Origin of the sequence: Mesorhizobium huakuii (assembly GCF_030160235.1) — a bacterium.
GTDB classification, from domain to species: Bacteria; Pseudomonadota; Alphaproteobacteria; order Rhizobiales; family Rhizobiaceae; genus Mesorhizobium; species Mesorhizobium huakuii.
This window is the reverse complement of sequence record NZ_BSNY01000055.1, coordinates 243,346-259,974: the sequence shown is the minus strand read 5'-3', so window position 1 is coordinate 259,974 and position 16,629 is coordinate 243,346. Positions and strand designations below refer to the sequence as shown.

17 protein-coding genes are annotated in these 16,629 nt (G+C 63.8%); 8 read left to right on the top strand and 9 right to left on the bottom strand.

Going from position 1 to position 16,629, the window contains the following annotated elements:
- Positions 1-47: 47 nt before the first annotated feature.
- The 6 genes from QQK95_RS29870 to QQK95_RS29845 form a co-directional block, all read right to left on the bottom strand.
- Positions 48-554 (bottom strand): L-2-amino-thiazoline-4-carboxylic acid hydrolase, encoded by a 507-nt coding sequence (locus QQK95_RS29870; RefSeq protein WP_284278005.1) that lies wholly within the window; start codon positions 552-554, stop codon positions 48-50.
- Positions 551-1,336 (bottom strand): ATP-binding cassette domain-containing protein, encoded by a 786-nt coding sequence (locus QQK95_RS29865; RefSeq protein ID WP_284278004.1) that lies wholly within the window; start codon positions 1,334-1,336, stop codon positions 551-553. The genes QQK95_RS29870 and QQK95_RS29865 overlap by 4 nt, the downstream gene beginning before the upstream one ends.
- Entirely contained in the window at positions 1,333-2,130 is a 798-nt protein-coding gene (locus tag QQK95_RS29860) for an ABC transporter ATP-binding protein (RefSeq protein WP_284278003.1), read from the bottom strand. Before QQK95_RS29860 ends, QQK95_RS29865 begins: the two co-directional genes overlap by 4 nt.
- A complete protein-coding gene (locus tag QQK95_RS29855; RefSeq protein WP_284278002.1) occupies positions 2,127-2,957 on the bottom strand; it encodes an ABC transporter permease in 831 nt (276 codons plus the stop codon). The genes QQK95_RS29860 and QQK95_RS29855 overlap by 4 nt, the downstream gene beginning before the upstream one ends.
- Positions 2,954-3,940: an ABC transporter permease gene (locus QQK95_RS29850; RefSeq protein ID WP_284278001.1), complete on the bottom strand. Its 987-nt coding sequence runs from the start codon at positions 3,938-3,940 to the stop codon at positions 2,954-2,956. Before QQK95_RS29850 ends, QQK95_RS29855 begins: the two co-directional genes overlap by 4 nt.
- A 126-nt stretch (positions 3,941-4,066) precedes the next feature.
- Positions 4,067-5,677, bottom strand: a complete 1,611-nt coding sequence (locus tag QQK95_RS29845) for an ABC transporter substrate-binding protein (RefSeq protein ID WP_284278000.1) — start codon at positions 5,675-5,677, stop codon at positions 4,067-4,069.
- 369 nt (positions 5,678-6,046) lie between these two features.
- Between QQK95_RS29845 and QQK95_RS29840 the strand changes: the two genes are divergently transcribed.
- Positions 6,047-7,237, top strand: coding sequence for a M24 family metallopeptidase (locus QQK95_RS29840; RefSeq protein WP_284277999.1), 1,191 nt, complete (start codon positions 6,047-6,049; stop codon positions 7,235-7,237).
- A gap of 104 nt (positions 7,238-7,341) precedes the next feature.
- On the opposite strand, the gene QQK95_RS29835 is transcribed toward QQK95_RS29840, so the two are convergent.
- The 3 genes from QQK95_RS29835 to QQK95_RS29825 are packed head-to-tail and all read right to left on the bottom strand — an operon-like array spanning position 7,342 to position 9,840.
- Entirely contained in the window at positions 7,342-7,761 is a 420-nt protein-coding gene (locus tag QQK95_RS29835) for a cupin domain-containing protein (RefSeq protein ID WP_284277998.1), read from the bottom strand.
- Between the two features lie 4 nt (positions 7,762-7,765).
- Positions 7,766-8,632, bottom strand: a complete 867-nt coding sequence (locus QQK95_RS29830; RefSeq protein WP_284277997.1) for a phosphoenolpyruvate hydrolase family protein — start codon at positions 8,630-8,632, stop codon at positions 7,766-7,768.
- Between the two features lie 11 nt (positions 8,633-8,643).
- On the bottom strand, positions 8,644-9,840 hold the full coding sequence (locus QQK95_RS29825; RefSeq protein WP_284277996.1) for a Tm-1-like ATP-binding domain-containing protein: 1,197 nt from the start codon (positions 9,838-9,840) through the stop codon (positions 8,644-8,646).
- 52 nt (positions 9,841-9,892) lie between these two features.
- Between QQK95_RS29825 and QQK95_RS29820 the strand changes: the two genes are divergently transcribed.
- The 7 genes from QQK95_RS29820 to QQK95_RS29790 all read left to right on the top strand — a co-directional run bounded on the left by QQK95_RS29820 (position 9,893) and on the right by QQK95_RS29790 (position 16,624).
- A complete protein-coding gene (locus tag QQK95_RS29820; RefSeq protein WP_284277995.1) occupies positions 9,893-10,588 on the top strand; it encodes a TetR/AcrR family transcriptional regulator in 696 nt (231 codons plus the stop codon).
- A 359-nt stretch (positions 10,589-10,947) separates the two neighbouring features.
- Positions 10,948-12,264: an ABC transporter substrate-binding protein gene (locus QQK95_RS29815; RefSeq protein WP_284277994.1), complete on the top strand. Its 1,317-nt coding sequence runs from the start codon at positions 10,948-10,950 to the stop codon at positions 12,262-12,264.
- A gap of 69 nt (positions 12,265-12,333) precedes the next feature.
- A complete protein-coding gene (locus QQK95_RS29810; protein WP_284277993.1) occupies positions 12,334-13,239 on the top strand; it encodes a carbohydrate ABC transporter permease in 906 nt (301 codons plus the stop codon).
- 1 nt (position 13,240) lies between these two features.
- Complete coding sequence (locus QQK95_RS29805) at positions 13,241-14,200, top strand: carbohydrate ABC transporter permease (RefSeq protein ID WP_013892904.1); 960 nt, start codon at positions 13,241-13,243, stop codon at positions 14,198-14,200.
- On the top strand, positions 14,197-14,421 hold the full coding sequence (locus QQK95_RS29800; protein ID WP_284277991.1) for a hypothetical protein: 225 nt from the start codon (positions 14,197-14,199) through the stop codon (positions 14,419-14,421). Before QQK95_RS29805 ends, QQK95_RS29800 begins: the two co-directional genes overlap by 4 nt.
- Positions 14,418-15,521, top strand: a complete 1,104-nt coding sequence (locus QQK95_RS29795; protein ID WP_284277990.1) for an ABC transporter ATP-binding protein — start codon at positions 14,418-14,420, stop codon at positions 15,519-15,521. Before QQK95_RS29800 ends, QQK95_RS29795 begins: the two co-directional genes overlap by 4 nt.
- A complete protein-coding gene (locus QQK95_RS29790; RefSeq protein WP_284277989.1) occupies positions 15,521-16,624 on the top strand; it encodes an ABC transporter ATP-binding protein in 1,104 nt (367 codons plus the stop codon). The genes QQK95_RS29795 and QQK95_RS29790 overlap by 1 nt, the downstream gene beginning before the upstream one ends.
- Positions 16,625-16,629: the final 5 nt, after the last annotated feature.

Genomic DNA, 16,629 nt, shown 5'->3' with positions numbered 1-16,629 from the left:
TGCAAACGACGTGGCCTGACCTGAATCTCAACACACCTTAGAACTGATTAGCCGGCATCGCGGTTGGTCAGCGCGATGTGGCAGCAGCCGGAGCCGTGGCCGGGCGTCCAGGTGACGTTGTCGAAGCGCACGCCGGTCGCCTCGAACAGGCCGCGGTCGAAGGCGCCAGCGATGCGGCAGAGCGTGGCGAGCTTTTCGTCGCCAACGCCGGCCTCGACCCAGGCGTCTTTCAGCGGGCAGCGCTTGACCTTGAAGGCGATGCGGTCGTCGCCGCGCTCGACATCGGTCGGATACATAAGGCCGCCATCCGGGCTGACCGCCAGGAAGGCTTCGCCGATGGCGCGTGCATCGTTGGCGCCGAAGCTGGCGAAGGCGGCCGCCGCCACTTCCTTGCCGCGTTGCTCGATGGCGCGGATCATGATCGCCTCCGCCTTGTCTGAACCCAGCTCTCCGGTCAGCTCTTCGAGGAACAAGCGGTAGAGATCGGCGCGGTTGCGGAAGGCGGAATCGAGTTCACGCGACAGCTTTTCGGCTCTGGCTTCGGGGTCGGTCATGAGGCGTCCTGTGTGGTTCTTTTGAGCCTTGGTGCTGCCGCCACCAACGCCCTGCCGATGGCTGACTGCGGGGCGTCGATGACGGCGCGGGCATCGCCGCTCTCGGCGATCCGGCCGGCATCGAGAAGGATGACGCGGCGGGCGAGCGCGCGCACGACGCCGAGATCATGCGAAATGAAGAGATAGGCGATCCGTTCCTGGCTTTGCAGGTCGAGCAAAAGGTCGAGGATCTGTCCGCGCACCGAGACGTCGAGTGCCGAGACTGCCTCGTCGAGCACGATCAGCGATGGTCCTGTGGCGATGGCGCGGGCGATGGCGACGCGCTGCCGCTGGCCGCCGGAGATTTCGTGGATGGCGCGGGGCGCAAGGTCGGCCGCCAGCCCGACACGCTCGAGCAAGGCGGCGATGCGGCGCGGCCGCTCTGCGCGGGAGGCGATGCCGTGGATGCGCAAAGGATCGTCGAGGACGCGCGCCACGGTGGCGCGCGGGTTGAAGGCGGCCAACGGATCCTGGAAGACCATTTGCAGGCGCGCGCGGCGCGCTCTGAGCTTTGCACCGCGCAAGGCCAGGAAATCATCGCCCTCGAATTCGATGCGGCCGGCGTCCGGCTCGATCAGGCGCAGCACCAGCCCGGCGATCGTCGACTTGCCGCTCCCTGAGGGGCCGGCGAGCGCCAGTGTTTCGCCGGGCTCGATGTGAAAAGAGACGTCGTCGACGGCTGTGACGACCTTGCCGCCGCGACGATAGCGTTTGGTGAGGTTGGACACGGTGAGCAGGCTCATGCGTGGAGCCCGCTTCGGTTCAACAGCGGGGCGGCGTCGAGGCCGATATGGGCGTCGAGCAAGGTGCGGGTGTAGGCTTGAGCTGGGGCGCCGACAATCCGCGCGGTCGTGCCAAGTTCGACGAGCTGGCCATGGCGGAACACGGCGATACGCTCGGCGAGTTCGGTCGCCAGCGCGATGTCATGGCTGATGAACAGCAGCGTCATGCCGTCCTCGGCCACCAGCCGCCGGATCAAGGCGACGATTTCTGCCTGCACGATGGTGTCGAGCGCGCTGGTCGCCTCGTCGGCGATCAGCAGTTTTGGTCCGGCCGCGATTGCCGCGGCGATCGCCACGCGCTGCTTCTGACCGCCGGAGAGCTGATGCGGGAAGGCATGAAGGGCCGAGTCCGGGTCGGGCAGGCGGACGCGTTCGAGCAGGGTCTTGGCCTTGGCGTAGGCCTGGGACCAGGTGAGGCCGAGATGGGTGCGGGCGACTTCGGCGATCTGTTTGCCGACGGTCATCACGGGATCGAGGCTGACGGATGGGTCCTGGAAGACGAAGCCGATATCGCGGCCGAGCAACGGTGGTTGGCCAGGGCCGGGCCATTCAATTCTACCATCAACCGCTGATGAAGCCGGCAGCAATCCGGCAATCGCCAGCGCCAGCGTGCTCTTGCCGGATCCGCTTTCGCCGATGACGGCCAGACGCTCGCCAGCCACGATGTCGAGGCTGATGTTCCTCAGCGCCGCCACCGCGTTGCCGTCGCGGCGATAGGTCACCGTCAGATCGTGGATCGAAGCGAGCGCGCTCACGACAGGCCTCTCCTGACCGCTGTCGTCTCGACAATGCCTTCACCGGCGAGATAGACGCCGAGCACGGTCAGCACCAGCGCAATACCTGGCACGATCGACAGGAAGGGCGCGGTGCGCAGGACGGCACGGCCCTCGGCGATCATCCCGCCCCAGGTGACGCGGTTGGGGTCGCCGAGGCCAAGGAAGGACAGCGCCGCTTCAGTGAGGACCGCAGCGGCGACGATCACCGAGGACATCGCCAGCACCGGTGGCAAGGCGTTGGGCAGCACTTCGCGAAAGGCTATTTCGAGCGGATGCATGCCGATGGCACGCGCACTGGCGACATAGTCGCGTTCGCGAATGGAGAGGACTTCCGCGCGGGCGATACGGGCAGGCCCGGTCCAGGTGCCGAGCACTATTGCCGCGACAACGATGCCGAGCGATGGGCCGACGACGCTGACGAAGGCCAGTGCCAGCAGGAAACTCGGCACGGTCTGGAAGGCATCGGTGACGCGCATCAGCATCTCGTCGACGAGGCCGCCGGCAAAGCCGGCAAGCGTGCCGACCACCGAGCCGATGGCAAGTGCCGCCGCAGCCGCCGCAAGGCCGACAGCCAGCGAGGTGCGGGCGCCGTGAAAGAGTTCGGCCTGAACGTCACGGCCGAGGCGATCGGTGCCGAGCGGCAATGACCAGTCCTGGAAGGGCGGCAGCAGCGCCGGGCCGGCGATGGCTTGCGGATCGCCGGGAAACAGCAGCGGTGCGATGAGCGCCATCGCAATCAGTGCGGCCAGCAGGATGGCGCCGGCGACCGCCTCGGGCGTGCGCAGGAAACGGCGGAGCGGGTTCATGCGCCGGCCTCGCCGGCGCCGACGCGCGGATCGAGGAAGGCATAGGCGATATCGACGAGCAGGTTGATGACGACGACCAGGACGGCGCTGGTGAGGATGATGCCGAGCAGCAGGGGCGTATCGCGCGCAGCCACCGCTTCCTGCGCCAGCCGGCCGAGGCCCGGCACGGAAAACACGCTCTCGATGACGACGCTGCCGCCCAGCATCTGCGCCGACTGCAGGCCGAGCATGGTGATGAGCGGCAGCAGCGCATTGCGGGCGACATGGGCGAGCACGACGCGGCGGCGCGACAGCCCCCTGGCGCGCGCGGCGAGGACAAAATCCTGCCGCCAGGCTTCGGCCATGCCGGCCCGCATCATGCGCAGATAGAGTGCGAGGTAGATGAATCCGAGTGCGGCCACCGGCAGGATGAGATGGATAGCGATGTCGGCGGCGCGGTCGAGGCCGGTCTTGTCCGAGGCGAGCGTCTCGATGCCGCCGATCGGCAGCCAGCGCAGGTCTACGGCGAAGATGACGATCAGCACCAGGCCGAGCCAGAAACCCGGCACGGCATAGAGCGCCAGCGAGCCGATCGACAGGAAGCGGTCGCGGGCGCTGCCGGGCCTCGCGCCGGCATAGATGCCGAGCGCGGAGCCCAGCCCGAAGGACAGCGCGGTGGCGCTGACCATCAGCAGCAGTGTGTTGGGCAGCCGTTCGAGGATCACGTCGCGGATCGGCCTGGAGAAGGTCACCGACTGGCCGAGATCGAGATGCAGCAGCGCCCAGAGGTAGTTGGCGAGCCGCGTCAGCTCCGACTGGTCGAGGCCCCAGCGATGGCGCAGCAACTCGATCATGCCGGCGTCGCCGCCGGTCGAGACGATATAGGCATCGACGGCATCGCCGGGTGCGGCTTCGAGCAACAGGAAGGTGCCGATGACGACGATCAGCAGCACGAAGACGCTGCCGACGAGACGGCGGCGGAGAAGGATGAGGGCGCGGGTCATGGCCGCCTCACCCTCCCCACAAAGGGGAGGGTGAGGCGGGCGTTGTCCAACACGACCGAGGGAGGCGCAAGGGAACTCTCATTCTCGAAGCTGAGCACCCGGATTCGCGATGCGCAAGTCTGGAGGTCAACCTGCCAGATACGTGTCCGCCCAGTTCGAGACCGCCCAACGCGGATTGTTGGCGATATTGCCCACGGTGTCACGGGCGACGCTGATGAAACTCCATTCGGCGACGTTGATCAGCGGCAGGTCGGCGGCCACCTCTTTCTGGAACTCCTTGTAGAGATCGGTGCGGGCCGTCGTGTCGAGCGTCTCGGAGGCCTTGGCGATCAGCGCATCGAGCGCGTCGTTCTTGTAGCCGCCCTGGTTGGAGAACGGCACGCCGTCGGGAATGCCGCTCTGCACCAGGATGGTGGTCGAGATCGCCGGGTCGCCGCGGAACACCGGCGGGCCGACGGCGAGGTCGAAGGCGTGGTCGGTGTAGACGGCCTTGATATGCGCGGCCGAGTCGTTGTTGACGAGTTGCGCGTCGATGCCAATGGCCGCGAGCGCCTGGCGCAGATAGTCGCCGAACTGCTTGGTCTCGTTGAAATAGGGCGCCGGCAAGAGTTTGAGCGAAAAGCGGTTGCCGTCAGCGCCCTTCTTGTAGCCGGCCTCGTCGAGCAGCGCGTTGGCCTTGGCGACGTCGAAGGCATAGGTCGGGACATCGCCGGTGTAGAATTGCGGGTCGTTCTTCGGCACCGGTCCGGTGGCCGTCGCGGCATAGCCGAGGAACACCGTCTTGACGACGAAGTCCTTGTCGATGGCGTGCGCGATCGCCTGGCGCACTTTCACATCGGCCAGTTCCTTGCGGCGATGGTTGATCTCGACGACGAGCTGATAGGTCAGCCCCTCATAGCCCTTGGTGATCACCTTCAGGCCCGGCACCTTGGAGATGCGGTCGAGGTCGGCCAGCGGCACGGCGGAGAAGGCGGCGAGCTGAATTTCCTCGGCTTCCAGCGCGCTTGCCGCGGACGTGCGGTCGGGCAGCACCTGGTAGATGATCTCGTCGAGATAGGGTTCGTCCTTGCCCCAATAGTCGGTGTTCCTGGTCAGCCGGTAATACTGGCCGGCCTTGTACTCGCCGAACTTGAATGGGCCGGTGCCGATCGGCGCGGTGTTGGCCGGGTTGTCCTCGATCTTGCCGACCTCGTAGACGTGCTTCGGCACCACGCTCGACAGCGCCGGCAGCGCGTTGCGGATCAGCTGGAACGGCGTCGGCTTGGCGAATTTGAATACTGCGGTGAGATCGTCGGGCGTCTCGACGCTGGCCAGATCCTTGAACACGGTGCGGCCGAGATTTTGCAGCGGCTTCCATATCTGCAGCGCCGAGAAGGCGACATCGGCAGAGGTGAACGGCTTGCCGTCATGCCATTTGACGCCGTCGCGCAGCTTGAACGTCGCCGACAAGCCGTCGGCGGCACCTTCCCAGCTCAGTGCCAGGCGTGGCGCAAGCCCGTCCTTGCCGTCGAAGGAGGCTTCGGCCAGCGTCTCGACGATCTTGCTGGAGATGAAGAAGACGCCGTTGGAGGCGACGATCGCCGGGTTGAGGTTGCGTGGCTCGGAGTCGGCGGCGAGCACCAGCCGGCCGCCCTTCTTAGGCGCCTGCGCCCAGCCCAATGCCGGCATGGCCGTGGAGGCCAGCAGCATCGCCGAGCCGGCAAGCATCTTGCGTCTCGAAATCGTGAAACCTGGCATGATCGAACTCCGTCCTCTGCGCGACCCGATCGGCGCGACAACACCCCTCGGATGCCGGCATCGGCATCCTTGCGAGAGCGATTATGGGCCTTGTCATGGGTTTCGCCAGAGACGGAATTGGCGCATCCTTGCTTGGCTTTGAAATTTTCGTCCGCTGGACCAGTTCAAGAGAACGGGTTCAATTTGATCTATCTGGTAGGACCAGATTTGGCGGATATGCGACAGATGACGACTTGGTGACCGTTTGGCTGCGCCGCTGGCATATTTCTGGCTAGACCAGAACGGGCAAAATGGTGCAGATTTGATCCACAGCCAGGGGATCGGGAGCGGAACAGCGTCGATCCCAGGCAAAATCAGGGAGAGAGAGAGATGAACATTGCGCCGGGCAAGAATGCCGTCAGCAATATTCCGTTCGACCAGGCAAGGGTCGACCAACTGATGGAGGAGGCCGGCATCGATGTGCTGCTCGCGACCTCCAAGCACAACACGCAGTATCTGCTGGGCGGCTACAAATTCATCTTCTTCGCCGCCATGGATGCGATCGGCCACAGCCGCTACCTGCCGATCGTCGTCTACGAGAAAGGTGGACCGGACCACGCGGCCTATATCGGCAACCGCATGGAAGGCGGCGAGCACCAGAACAACCCGTTCTGGACGCCGACGCTGCATGCCGCCTGCTGGGGCACGCTCGATGCCGCCAACCTTGCCGTCGAACATCTGCAAAAGATCGGCAGAGCGGGCGCGCGCATCGGCATCGAACCGGGCTTCCTGCCGTCGGACGCCTACACGCTGATCCGCAAGGCATTGCCGGAAGCGAAACTGATCGACGCGACCGATATGCTGGAGCGCATGCGCGCCATCAAGACCGACGCGGAGCTGGAGAAGCTGCGCATCGCCTCCGAGCTGATCACCGATTCCATGCTGGCAACCATCGCCTGGGCGCGCGAAGGCACGACCAAGGCGGAGATAATCGAGCAGCTGCGGCGCGAGGAGACCAATCGTGGCGCGCATTTCGAATATTGCCTGCTGACGCTGGGCTCCAGCCACAACCGCGCCGCCTCGCCGCAAGCGTGGAAGAAGGGCGAGGTGCTGTCGATCGATTCCGGCGGCAACTATCACGGCTATATCGGCGACCTCTGCCGGATGGGCATTCTGGGTGAGCCCGACGCCGAACTTGAGGATCTGCTGGCCGAGGTCGAAACGGTGCAGCAGGCGGCGTTCTCAAAGGTCACGGCGGGCACGCTGGGCGGCGACATGATTTCTTACGCCGAAGGCGTTCTAAAGAAATCCAAGGTGGCGCCCTATACGGATTTCTTCGCGCATGGCATGGGCCTGATCACGCATGAGGCGCCGTTCCTGATGACCAACCATCCGGTCGCCTATGAAGGCACCTATGCGGCGAAACCGCTGGAAAAGAACATGGTGTTGTCGGTCGAGACGACCATGCTCCACCCGACGCGCGGGTTCATCAAGCTGGAGGACACGCTTGCGGTGACGGAGAGCGGCTATGTGATGTTCGGCGATCGCGGGCGCGGGTGGAACAGGGGCGGGACCTTATAAGGGCCAAAGCCGGCGCCGCCCCTCATCCGCCCGCCGGCACCTTCTCCCCGTTCTACGGGGAGAAATGTCCGGCAGGACAATGAGGGGCGGCTGCCCGAGAAAAACTATTTCCCGCCCGCCGGAATCAGCCTGAAATCCGGCAGTTCACGCAACACCAGTTCAGGCCCAGCTGGCGAATAGACAACGAAAAGCTGCATCGGCCCATCGCCCGTATTGAGCGTTGAATGGAAGCGGCTCTCCGGCACATAGATGGTGCAGCCGGGGCCGACCTTCGCGACCACCGGATTGCCTTGCTCGTCCTCGACCATCTGTTCGCCATGACCGGAGATGACGAAGATGATTTCCTCGGCGCCCGGATGGTTGTGGCGGGTGTGGCCCTGGCCGGAGGGGAGATCGACGACGCCGCCGGAAAAGCGCTCGGCGCCATTCACTTCAGGCGCGACTGTCAGAGCCAGTCTGCCCCAATCGAAACCGAAGGCGCTTACGTCCTTCGGATAGACAAACACCTTGCTCTTGTCGGTCATGGTCTCATCCCTTCTTTTTCTTTGGCTTGGTCTTCTCACCACCGAGCGTCACCGCCTTGAAATCGGCCGTCTGCCTGGCGATCGCCGCTTCCGCCGGCAGCCGCTCCATGGAGCTCGCGCCATAGAAACCGTGCAGCCCTTTACAGCGGTCGAGAATGTAACGGGCGTCGTCCGGCATCGAGATCGGCCCGCCATGGCACAGCAGGATGACGTCCTTGCGCACCGAGCGGGCGGCGTTGGCTATGGCGTCGATCTCGACAGCGCAGTCGTCGAGCGACTTGGCCGAGGTGGCGCCGATCGAGCCGCCTGTCGTCACGCCCATATGGGCGACGACGATGTCGGCGCCGGCTTTGGTCATGGCGCGGGCTTCGTCGGGGTTGAAGACATAGGGCGTCGTGAGCAGGTCGAGCTTGTGCGCTTCGGCGATCATGTCGACCTCGAGCCCGAAGCCCATGCCGGTTTCCTCGAAACTCTGTCGCATGCTGCCGTCGAACAGGCCGATGGTGGGAAAATTCTGCACGCCGGAAAAGCCCATCGTCTTCAGCTCGGCCAGAAGCAGCGGCATGATGACGAAGGGGTCGGTGCCGTTGACGCCGGCAAGCACCGGCGTGTGCCTGACCACAGGCAGCACCTCATAGGCCATTTCCTTGACGATCTCGTTGGCATTGCCATAGGCGAGCAGGCCGGCGGCCGAGCCGCGCCCGGCCATGCGATAGCGGCCGGAATTGTAGATGATGATCAGATCGATGCCGCCGGCCTCCTCGGCCTTGGCCGACAGGCCGGTGCCGGCGCCACCGCCGACGATCGGCACACCCTTGTCGATCATTCCCCTGAATTTCTTCAGTATGTCCTTGCGCGGTATAGCGGGCATGTTTTTGGACCTCAGAGCCTGGCGATGTCGAGAAAAGCCGCAACCGCGGCCTTGGCGAATTCAGGGTCGTTGATGTGCAGCGGCAGGCGCGTGACACGACGATTGGCATTCGGCCTGATGGTGCGCTCGATGGCTTCGAACAGGACGGCGTCGGCCTGCGGATCGAAGAAGGCGCCACCCTCCATGTCGAGCGCCGAGACGCCCTTTTCCGGAATGAGAAAATGCACCGGCCCGTCGCAAAGGGCGAGCTTGGCGCCGATCCATTCGCCAATCGCGCGGCATTCCTGCGCCGTCGTACGCATCAGCGTGACATTGGGATTGTGCTCGTAGAACAGCCGTCCGCGATAGCGCTCCGGAATGGTCGAAGGCGCCCAGAAATTGACCATGTCGAGCGCGCCGACCGAGCCGACATAGGGCAGCTTGCCGCGGGCGATCGCGCCGAAGCGATCTTCCGTTGCCGGCAGCACGCCGCCGAACAACATGTCGCAGACCTCTGTCGTGGTGATGTCGATGACGCCGGACAGCAGGCCGCTGTCCGCCAGCTTTTCCATGCTACGGCCGCCGGTGCCGGTGGCGTGAAAGACCATGCAGTCATACGCGGTGCGAAGCTGGTCGGCGATGGCTGTGACGCAAGGCGTGGTGACGCCGAACATGGTCAACCCGATCGACGGCTTGCCGTCGGGCGGCGGCGCCGGGCTTGCCGCCATGCCCGCTATCGCCTGCGCGGCATTGTGCAGCACGACGCGGGAGAGCCGGTTCAGCCCGGCCATGTCGGTCACCGACGGCATCATGATGATGTCGGAGACATCGACATAGGGAGCCGTGTCGCCCGAGGCGAGCGTCGAGACCATGATTTTCGGCAGGCCGAGCGGCAAAGCGCGCATGCCCGATGTGATGATCGACGTGCCGCCGCCGCCGCCAATGCCGATCACAGCTGATATGTCGTTTCGCGACTGAATGAAGCGGGTGAAGGCGACGCCCATGCCGGCGACCGCGGCGCCACGGTCATCGCCGCCGAGCACGGCTGAGTGGCCGCGCGGATGGTGGCCGGCAATTTCCTTCGCCGCAATATCGACCGCGACCGTTGCGTCGCGCGTTCCGACATCGACGCGGCAGACATTGGCGCCCGTCGCGGCAATCGCATCGGCCAGGAAGGCGAACTCCTCACCCTTGGTGTCCGCGGTGCCGACCACATAGATGCGCTTCATTGGCGCCTTCCAAGGTTATTGCAAATTTTTGAGACGGGCGTATCATATTGACATGGATGTCTCACGTCAACGATCCACTGCAAGCGGCGACACCGAGCGGGGAAGCGCCCAGGCCGCCGAGCGTGGACCCCGGGCGCGCACGAAACGGCTGATGCTGGAGACGGCGACACGGCTGATGCAGGCGGGCGTCACGCCGTCGGTCAGCGAGGTGGCGGAGGCGGCCGAAGTTTCGCGCGCCACGGCCTATCGCTATTTCCCGAGCCAGGCGGCATTGGTGCAGGCTGTCGTCGACGAGGGGCTTGGTCCGATCCTGACCTGGCAACCGACCTCGGCGGACGCCGAGCGCCGGGTCGCGGATCTGTTCGACACGGCCATGCCGCGCATCGAGGCTTTTGAGGCGACCTTCAAGGCGGCGCTGAAGCTGTCGCTCGATCAATGGGCGCGCCGACAGGCCGGCACGCTGGGCGGTGAGCCGGCCTTCACGCGCGGTCATCGCGTCGATTTGCTGCAGCAGGCGATCGCGCCGCTCAAGGGCCATTTGCCGCCGCGCGACTTCAAGCGCCTGGCGCAGGCGCTGTCGCTGATCTTCGGTGTCGAGGTGCTGATCGTGCTCAAGGATATATGGGGCCTGGACAGCCGCGGGACGCGGTCTGTCGCGCAATGGGCGGCGGGCGCCCTGGTGCGCGCGGCGGTGGCGGAATCGGTCGATGAAGGAGGCGACGACTGTTCAAGGCTGGCCGTGGAGTAGGGCCTATCTGGTTCGACCAGATTTGCATGCCGACTACCAATATTATCCCGGACGCGGGGGTCGGTGCAACGCCTCAGCGTATCATTGAGTAGGAAAAACATTGGAAAACAGGCAGATAAAGCTTGAATTCCGCCGGAATGGCCGGGCTCGTCTCCTAAGAAAGGGCTTGACGTCGATGCAAAATTGGTAATACCAGATTAGAAAAGAAAAGTGGGTCAAAAGTGAGGGTTGCGATCCATTTTCCGGCAGGGCGAGGAGGCCCGAAACCGGAAAGGTGCGATCACGGGAGGAACTACCGGAGCCGGCCCCGTTGCCGGCTCGCATGACAGGGTAGAATGCGCACAAGGGAGGAAATCATTATGCGCAAGTTAGTGACCAGCGTGCTTGCTGGTATCGGCTTAACGCTTGCCTGCGGAACGTCCGTTTACGCGCAGGAAAAGTCGCTCACCATCTTCTGGGCGGAGTGGGATCCGGCCAACTATCTGCAGGAACTCGGCAACGAGTACGAGAAGGAGACCGGCGTCAAGATCACGGTCGAGACCACACCCTGGTCCGACTTCCAGACGAAGGCCTTCACCGAGTTCAACGCCCATGGCGACGCCTATGACCTGGTCGTTGGCGACTCGCAGTGGCTGGGCGCCGGCTCGACCGGTGGCCACTATGTCGACCTGACGGACTTCTTCAAGAAGCACGACCTCGGCAATGTCATGGCGCCGGCGACGGTGAAATACTACGCCGAGTATCCCGGCAACAGCGGCAAGTACTGGGCCATACCGCTCGAAGGCGACGCGGTCGGCTGGTCCTACCGCAAGGACTGGTTCGAGGATCCCAAGGAGAAGGAAGCCTTCAAGGCCAAATATGGCTACGACCTCGACGTGCCGAAGGATTTCAAGGCGCTGCGCGACATCGCCGAATTCTTCTATCGGCCCGACCAGAAGCGCTACGGCATCGCCATCTACACCGACAATTCCTATGATGCGATGGCGATGGGCTTCGAGAACGCGCTGTTCTCCTATGGCGGCGAGTTGGGTGACTATTCGACCTACAAGGTCGATGGCCACATCAATTCCGACAAGGCTGTCGCCGCGCTCGACGCCTACAAGGAACTCTACAAGTTCACGCCTCCCGGCTGGGCCAAATCGTTCTTCGTCGAAGACAACCAGGCGATCACCGAGAACCTGGCGGCGATGAGCATGAACTTCTTCGCGTTCTTCCCCTCGCTGATCAACGAGGCGTCGAACCCGAACGCCAAGAACACCGGCTTCTTCGCCAACCCGCCGGGACCGAATGGCGACCAGTTCGCCGCACTCGGCGGTCAGGGCATTTCCGTCATTTCCTACTCGAAGAAGCAGGAAGAGGCGATGAAGTTCCTTGAATGGTTCATCAAGGACGAGACCCAGAAGAAGTGGGCGGCACTTGGTGGCTATACCTGCAGCGCGGCGGTGCTCAAGTCGCCGGAATTCCAGAGCGCCACGCCTTACAACAAGGCCTTCTACGAGACCATGTTCAAGGTGAAGGATTTCTGGGCCGTGCCGGAATACGCCGAACTGCTGCAGCAGCTCAACCAGCGCGTCTATCCCTACATGATCGGCGGCGAAGGCACCGCCAAGCAAACGCTGGACGCCTTGGCCGCCGACTGGAACGCGACGTTCAAGAAGTACGGCCGCGTTCAGTAACAACCATGCATCACGGAGGGGGCGTTGGTGCCTCCTCCGTTTCTTTTTCTGCAAACGGGAGCAGGGGTCTTGGCGACCACGATGATCACAACACTGGAGAGGTCCTCGCGAGCGGCCGCGCGCGGCCTGAGCGACATGTCGATCCGCAACCTCTTCATTATTCCGACGGTCCTGTTCCTGATCGTCTTCAACATCTTTCCGCTGATCTACTCGCTTGGTTATTCCTTCACCGACTTCCGCGCGTCGACCAACGCGCCGGCGAATTTCGTCGGGCTGCAGAACTATCGCGACCTGCTCAACGATCCCTATGTCTGGTCCAATTTCGCCATCACCGCGAAATACGTCATCATCTCGGTCGCCGGCCAGTTGCTTGTCGGTTTCGGCGTGGCGATGCTGCTCAACAGGGATATCCCGCTCAAGGGCCTTATCACCACGCTGCTGCTGCTGCCGATGATGCTGTCGATGGCTGTTGTCGGCCTGTTCTGGAAGTTGCTCTACGACCCGTCATGGGGCGTCATCAACTATGCGCTCGGGCTCGGCAATTTCGAGTGGCTGGCCGACCCCAAGATGGCGCTCTACGCCGTGGCGCTTACCGACATCTGGATGTGGTCGCCCTTCGTCATGCTGCTGTCGCTGGCCGGCCTCTCGGCTGTGCCGAAACATCTTTACGAGGCCGCCGCGATCGACCGCGCCGGACCGTTCTATACCTTCTTCCGCATCACGCTGCCGCTGGTGGCGCCGATCCTGATGATCGCGGTCATTTTCCGCACGATGGAAGCGTTCAAGACCTTCGACCTCGCCTACATCCTGACCAGCCAGCCGACGGCCGAACTGATCTCGATCCGGCTCTACAAGATGGCGTTCCAGGAATGGCAGACCGGGCGGTCCTGCGCGATGGCCTACATCGTGTTGATCATGGTGCTGGCCATCACCAACATCTACGTCAAATACCTCAACAAGGTGAAGGAGCGCTGAGATGGCGGCCGTCCGCACTTCTTCCGAAATAGGCTTCAACCGCGTCGCCATCGTCGCCGTGCTGTTGGTGACGATCATCTTCCTCGCGCCGATCTACTGGATCGCCTCGACGGCGTTCAAGCCGCGCAACCTGGCCACCACCATCCCGCCGACGGTCGTCTTCCAGCCGGAAATTTCGCCTTTTGTGAAGCTGTTCACCAAGCGCTCGCAATTGCGCAGCCCGCCGACGCCGGAAGAATACGCGGCGGCGCCGTGGTGGGAGCGCGTCGTTTTCGATGGCGGCGAGAAGATCGTGCGCGACGGCAAAGGCCAGGTGCAGTGGTCGGGCTATCCGAGCCGCTTCCTGAACTCGCTGATCATCGCCATCACCTCCACGGTGCTGGCGGTGGGCATGGGCACATTCACCGCCTATGGCTTCTCGCGCTTCAAGGTGAAGGGAGAGGCGGATCTTCTCTTCTTCATCCTGTCGACGCGCATGCTGCCGCCGGTGGTGGTGGCGATCCCGATGTTCCTGATGTACCGGGCGGTCGGCCTCAACGACACCCATGTCGGCCTGATCATCCTCTACACCGCCTTCAACCTGTCCTTCTCGGTGTGGCTGATGAAGGGTTTCATGGACGAAATCCCGAAGGAATATGAAGAAGCGGCGCTCGTCGACGGCTATACGCGCATGGAAGCCTTCTTCAAGATCGTGCTTCCGGAGGCCGCCACCGGCATCGCCGCCACCGCCGTTTTCTGCTTCATCACGGCGTGGAACGAGTATGCCTTCGCGCTGATCATGACCAATCGCCGCGCCCAGACGGCGCCGCCCTTCATCCCCAGCCAGGTGGGCTCCGGCCTGCCCGACTGGACGGTGATTGCCGCCGGAACCTTCCTGTTCCTGCTGCCGGTCGCGATCTTCACCTTCCTGCTCCGCAATCATCTGTTGCGCGGCATGTCCTTCGGAGCGATCCGCAAATGAGCTTTCGTGCCATCAATCAGAAATATCTGGAGCCCGGTTCGCAGGTGCTTATGGTGCTCGGCATCGTGGCACTCTGCCAGCCCTGGAACATGGCGCTGCACACATACGGCTTGACCATCATCCTGATCGGGCTGATCGGCTTCAACATCACTTCGAAGATCGCGCCCGAGGAGGAGGCCGGCACCGGTCATGCCGCGCGAAATCCGGGAGCACAGCATTGACCCAGATCGAGCTTCGCGGCGTCCAGAAATTCTTCGGCGCCGTCCAGGTCATCAAGGACCTCAACCTCAAAATATCAGACAATGAGTTCATTGTGCTGCTCGGCCAATCGGGCTGCGGCAAGACGACGACACTGCGCGCGATCGCCGGGCTGGAAACGATCGACGAGGGCGACATCCTCATCGACGGCAAGCCGGTGCAGCATCTGAAGGCGGCCGACCGCGACATCGCCATGGTGTTCCAGTCGTTCTCGCTCTACCCGCATATGAGCGTCTACGAGAACATCGCCTTCCCCTTGCGCGCCACGCGCAAGAGCAAGGCGGAGATCGACAGCGAGGTGCGCTCGGTCGCCAAGACGCTGCAGATAACGGATCTGCTTGGCAAGAAGCCGTCGGCGCTGTCAGGCGGCGACATGCAGCGCGTCGCCATCGGCCGGGCGCTGGTGCGGCGGCCGAAGGCGATGCTGATGGACGAGCCGATCGGCGCGCTCGATGCCAAGCTGCGCGAGGAGATGCGGGCCGAGATCAAGCGGCTGCACATCAAGCAGGGTTCGACCACCATCTATGTCACGCACGACCAGATCGAGGCGATGAGCCTCGCCGACCGCATCGTCATCATGCATGAAGGCGTGCTGCAGCAGGTCGGTTCACCGGACGAGGTCTATTCGCGCCCGGCCAATCTGTTCGTGGCGCAATTCGTCGGCAGCCCTGTGATGAATGTCGCCGACGCGGCGGTGGCCGAGAATGCCGCGTCCGCATCGGTGACGGTCGGCGACGCGACCACCAGCTTCGAGTTTCCCCGCGCGCTGCTGTCGAAGCTCAACGGTCATGCCGGCGGTCAGCTGGCGCTCGGAATCCGGCCGGAAGGCGTGCTCATTCGCCGTGAGGCGGCCGACGGCTTCATGGCCGTCGAGACGCAGATCGTCGAACCGCTCGGCTCCTTCGACATCGTCGACCTGAAGGTCGGCTCCAACATGCTGCGGGCCCGCACCAAGAGCGGCTTCATCTCGGGTCCCGGTGAGAAGGTCTTTGCCCGGATCGACCCGACGCAGGCGCATTTCTTCGACAAGGCAAGCGGCAAGTCGCTTGAGGTGAGGCTCTGATGGCCCATATCCAGCTCAAGAACATCTCCAAGAGTTTCGGCAACCATACGGCGTTGACCGGGCTCGATCTCGACATCGCCGATGGCGAGTTCTTCGTGCTGCTGGGCGAAACGGGCGCCGGCAAGACGACGACGCTGCGGCTGATCGCAGGCCTCGAGAAGCCCAGCGAAGGCCAGGTCCTGATCGACGGCGTCGACGTCGCCGACTGGGGTGCGGCCGAGCGCGACGTGGCGCTGGTGCTGCAGCAATACTCGCTCTATCCGCGCTACACGGTGCGCGAGAATCTCGAGTTTCCGCTGAAGCCGAAAATCCGCAGGCTGCCCGATGCCGAGATCAAGGACCGCGTCGACCGCGCGGCCCGTACGCTGCGCATCGAGCATCTGCTCGACCGCAAGACCGACCGGCTCTCAGGCGGCGAGATGCAGCGCGTCTCGATCGGCCGCGCCATCGTGCGCAAGCCGCGCGTGTTCCTGATGGACGAGCCGCTGTCGGCGCTCGATGCCAAGCTGCGCGAGGCGCTGCGCACGGAACTCAAGAACCTGCAGATACAGCTCGGCGCCACCTTCCTGTTCGTCACGCACGACCAGATCGAGGCGATGTCGATGGGCGACAAGGTGGGGGTTCTTAACCACGGTCGCATCGTGCAGACCGGCACGCCGCACGAGATCTACAACAATCCGCGCGACACCTATGTGGCGAGTTTCGTCGGCTCGCCGCCGATGAACCTCATCGACGGCAAGCTGGTGAACGGCCGCGCGGTGATGGCGCCGCTGAATTTCGAACTGCCCTTTTCAGAGGGAGCCAAGACTTTTGGGGGGCTAAAGACGGGCGCGGCGACCGACGGTCGCCCGCTCGTCTTCGGCATCCGTCCGGAAGACGTCTATCTCGAGAGCGGCGCGCCGGTCGAAGCGCGCGTCCATGATGTCGAGAACCATGGCGTCGAAAAGATCCTGACGCTGCGCGTCGGCGACACGACACTGCGCGCCACGGTGCCGGCAAGGACCGATGTCGCCATCGAGCAGCCGGTGCGCTTTGCCTGGAACCCGGACAAGGTAGTGCTGTTCGACAAGGGCAGCGGTGTCAGCTTGCGGCACGCCGGATAGAGCGT

Excerpts from the sequence above, each read along its gene's own strand:
- QQK95_RS29855 (WP_284278002.1), bottom strand. The coding sequence starts at position 2,957 with ATGAACCCGCTCCGCCGTTTCCTGCGCACGCCCGAGGCGGTCGCCGGC.
- QQK95_RS29800 (WP_284277991.1), top strand. The coding sequence starts at position 14,197 with ATGAGCTTTCGTGCCATCAATCAGAAATATCTGGAGCCCGGTTCGCAG.
- QQK95_RS29835 (WP_284277998.1), bottom strand. The coding sequence starts at position 7,761 with ATGACCGACAAGAGCAAGGTGTTTGTCTATCCGAAGGACGTAAGCGCC.
- QQK95_RS29840 (WP_284277999.1), top strand. The coding sequence starts at position 6,047 with ATGAACATTGCGCCGGGCAAGAATGCCGTCAGCAATATTCCGTTCGAC.
- QQK95_RS29825 (WP_284277996.1), bottom strand. The coding sequence starts at position 9,840 with ATGAAGCGCATCTATGTGGTCGGCACCGCGGACACCAAGGGTGAGGAG.
- QQK95_RS29820 (WP_284277995.1), top strand. The coding sequence starts at position 9,893 with ATGGATGTCTCACGTCAACGATCCACTGCAAGCGGCGACACCGAGCGG.
- QQK95_RS29865 (WP_284278004.1), bottom strand. The coding sequence starts at position 1,336 with ATGAGCCTGCTCACCGTGTCCAACCTCACCAAACGCTATCGTCGCGGC.
- QQK95_RS29805 (WP_013892904.1), top strand. The coding sequence starts at position 13,241 with ATGGCGGCCGTCCGCACTTCTTCCGAAATAGGCTTCAACCGCGTCGCC.
- QQK95_RS29830 (WP_284277997.1), bottom strand. The coding sequence starts at position 8,632 with ATGCCCGCTATACCGCGCAAGGACATACTGAAGAAATTCAGGGGAATG.
- QQK95_RS29850 (WP_284278001.1), bottom strand. The coding sequence starts at position 3,940 with ATGACCCGCGCCCTCATCCTTCTCCGCCGCCGTCTCGTCGGCAGCGTC.
- QQK95_RS29870 (WP_284278005.1), bottom strand. The coding sequence starts at position 554 with ATGACCGACCCCGAAGCCAGAGCCGAAAAGCTGTCGCGTGAACTCGAT.
- QQK95_RS29815 (WP_284277994.1), top strand. The coding sequence starts at position 10,948 with ATGCGCAAGTTAGTGACCAGCGTGCTTGCTGGTATCGGCTTAACGCTT.
- QQK95_RS29790 (WP_284277989.1), top strand. The coding sequence starts at position 15,521 with ATGGCCCATATCCAGCTCAAGAACATCTCCAAGAGTTTCGGCAACCAT.
- QQK95_RS29845 (WP_284278000.1), bottom strand. The coding sequence starts at position 5,677 with ATGCCAGGTTTCACGATTTCGAGACGCAAGATGCTTGCCGGCTCGGCG.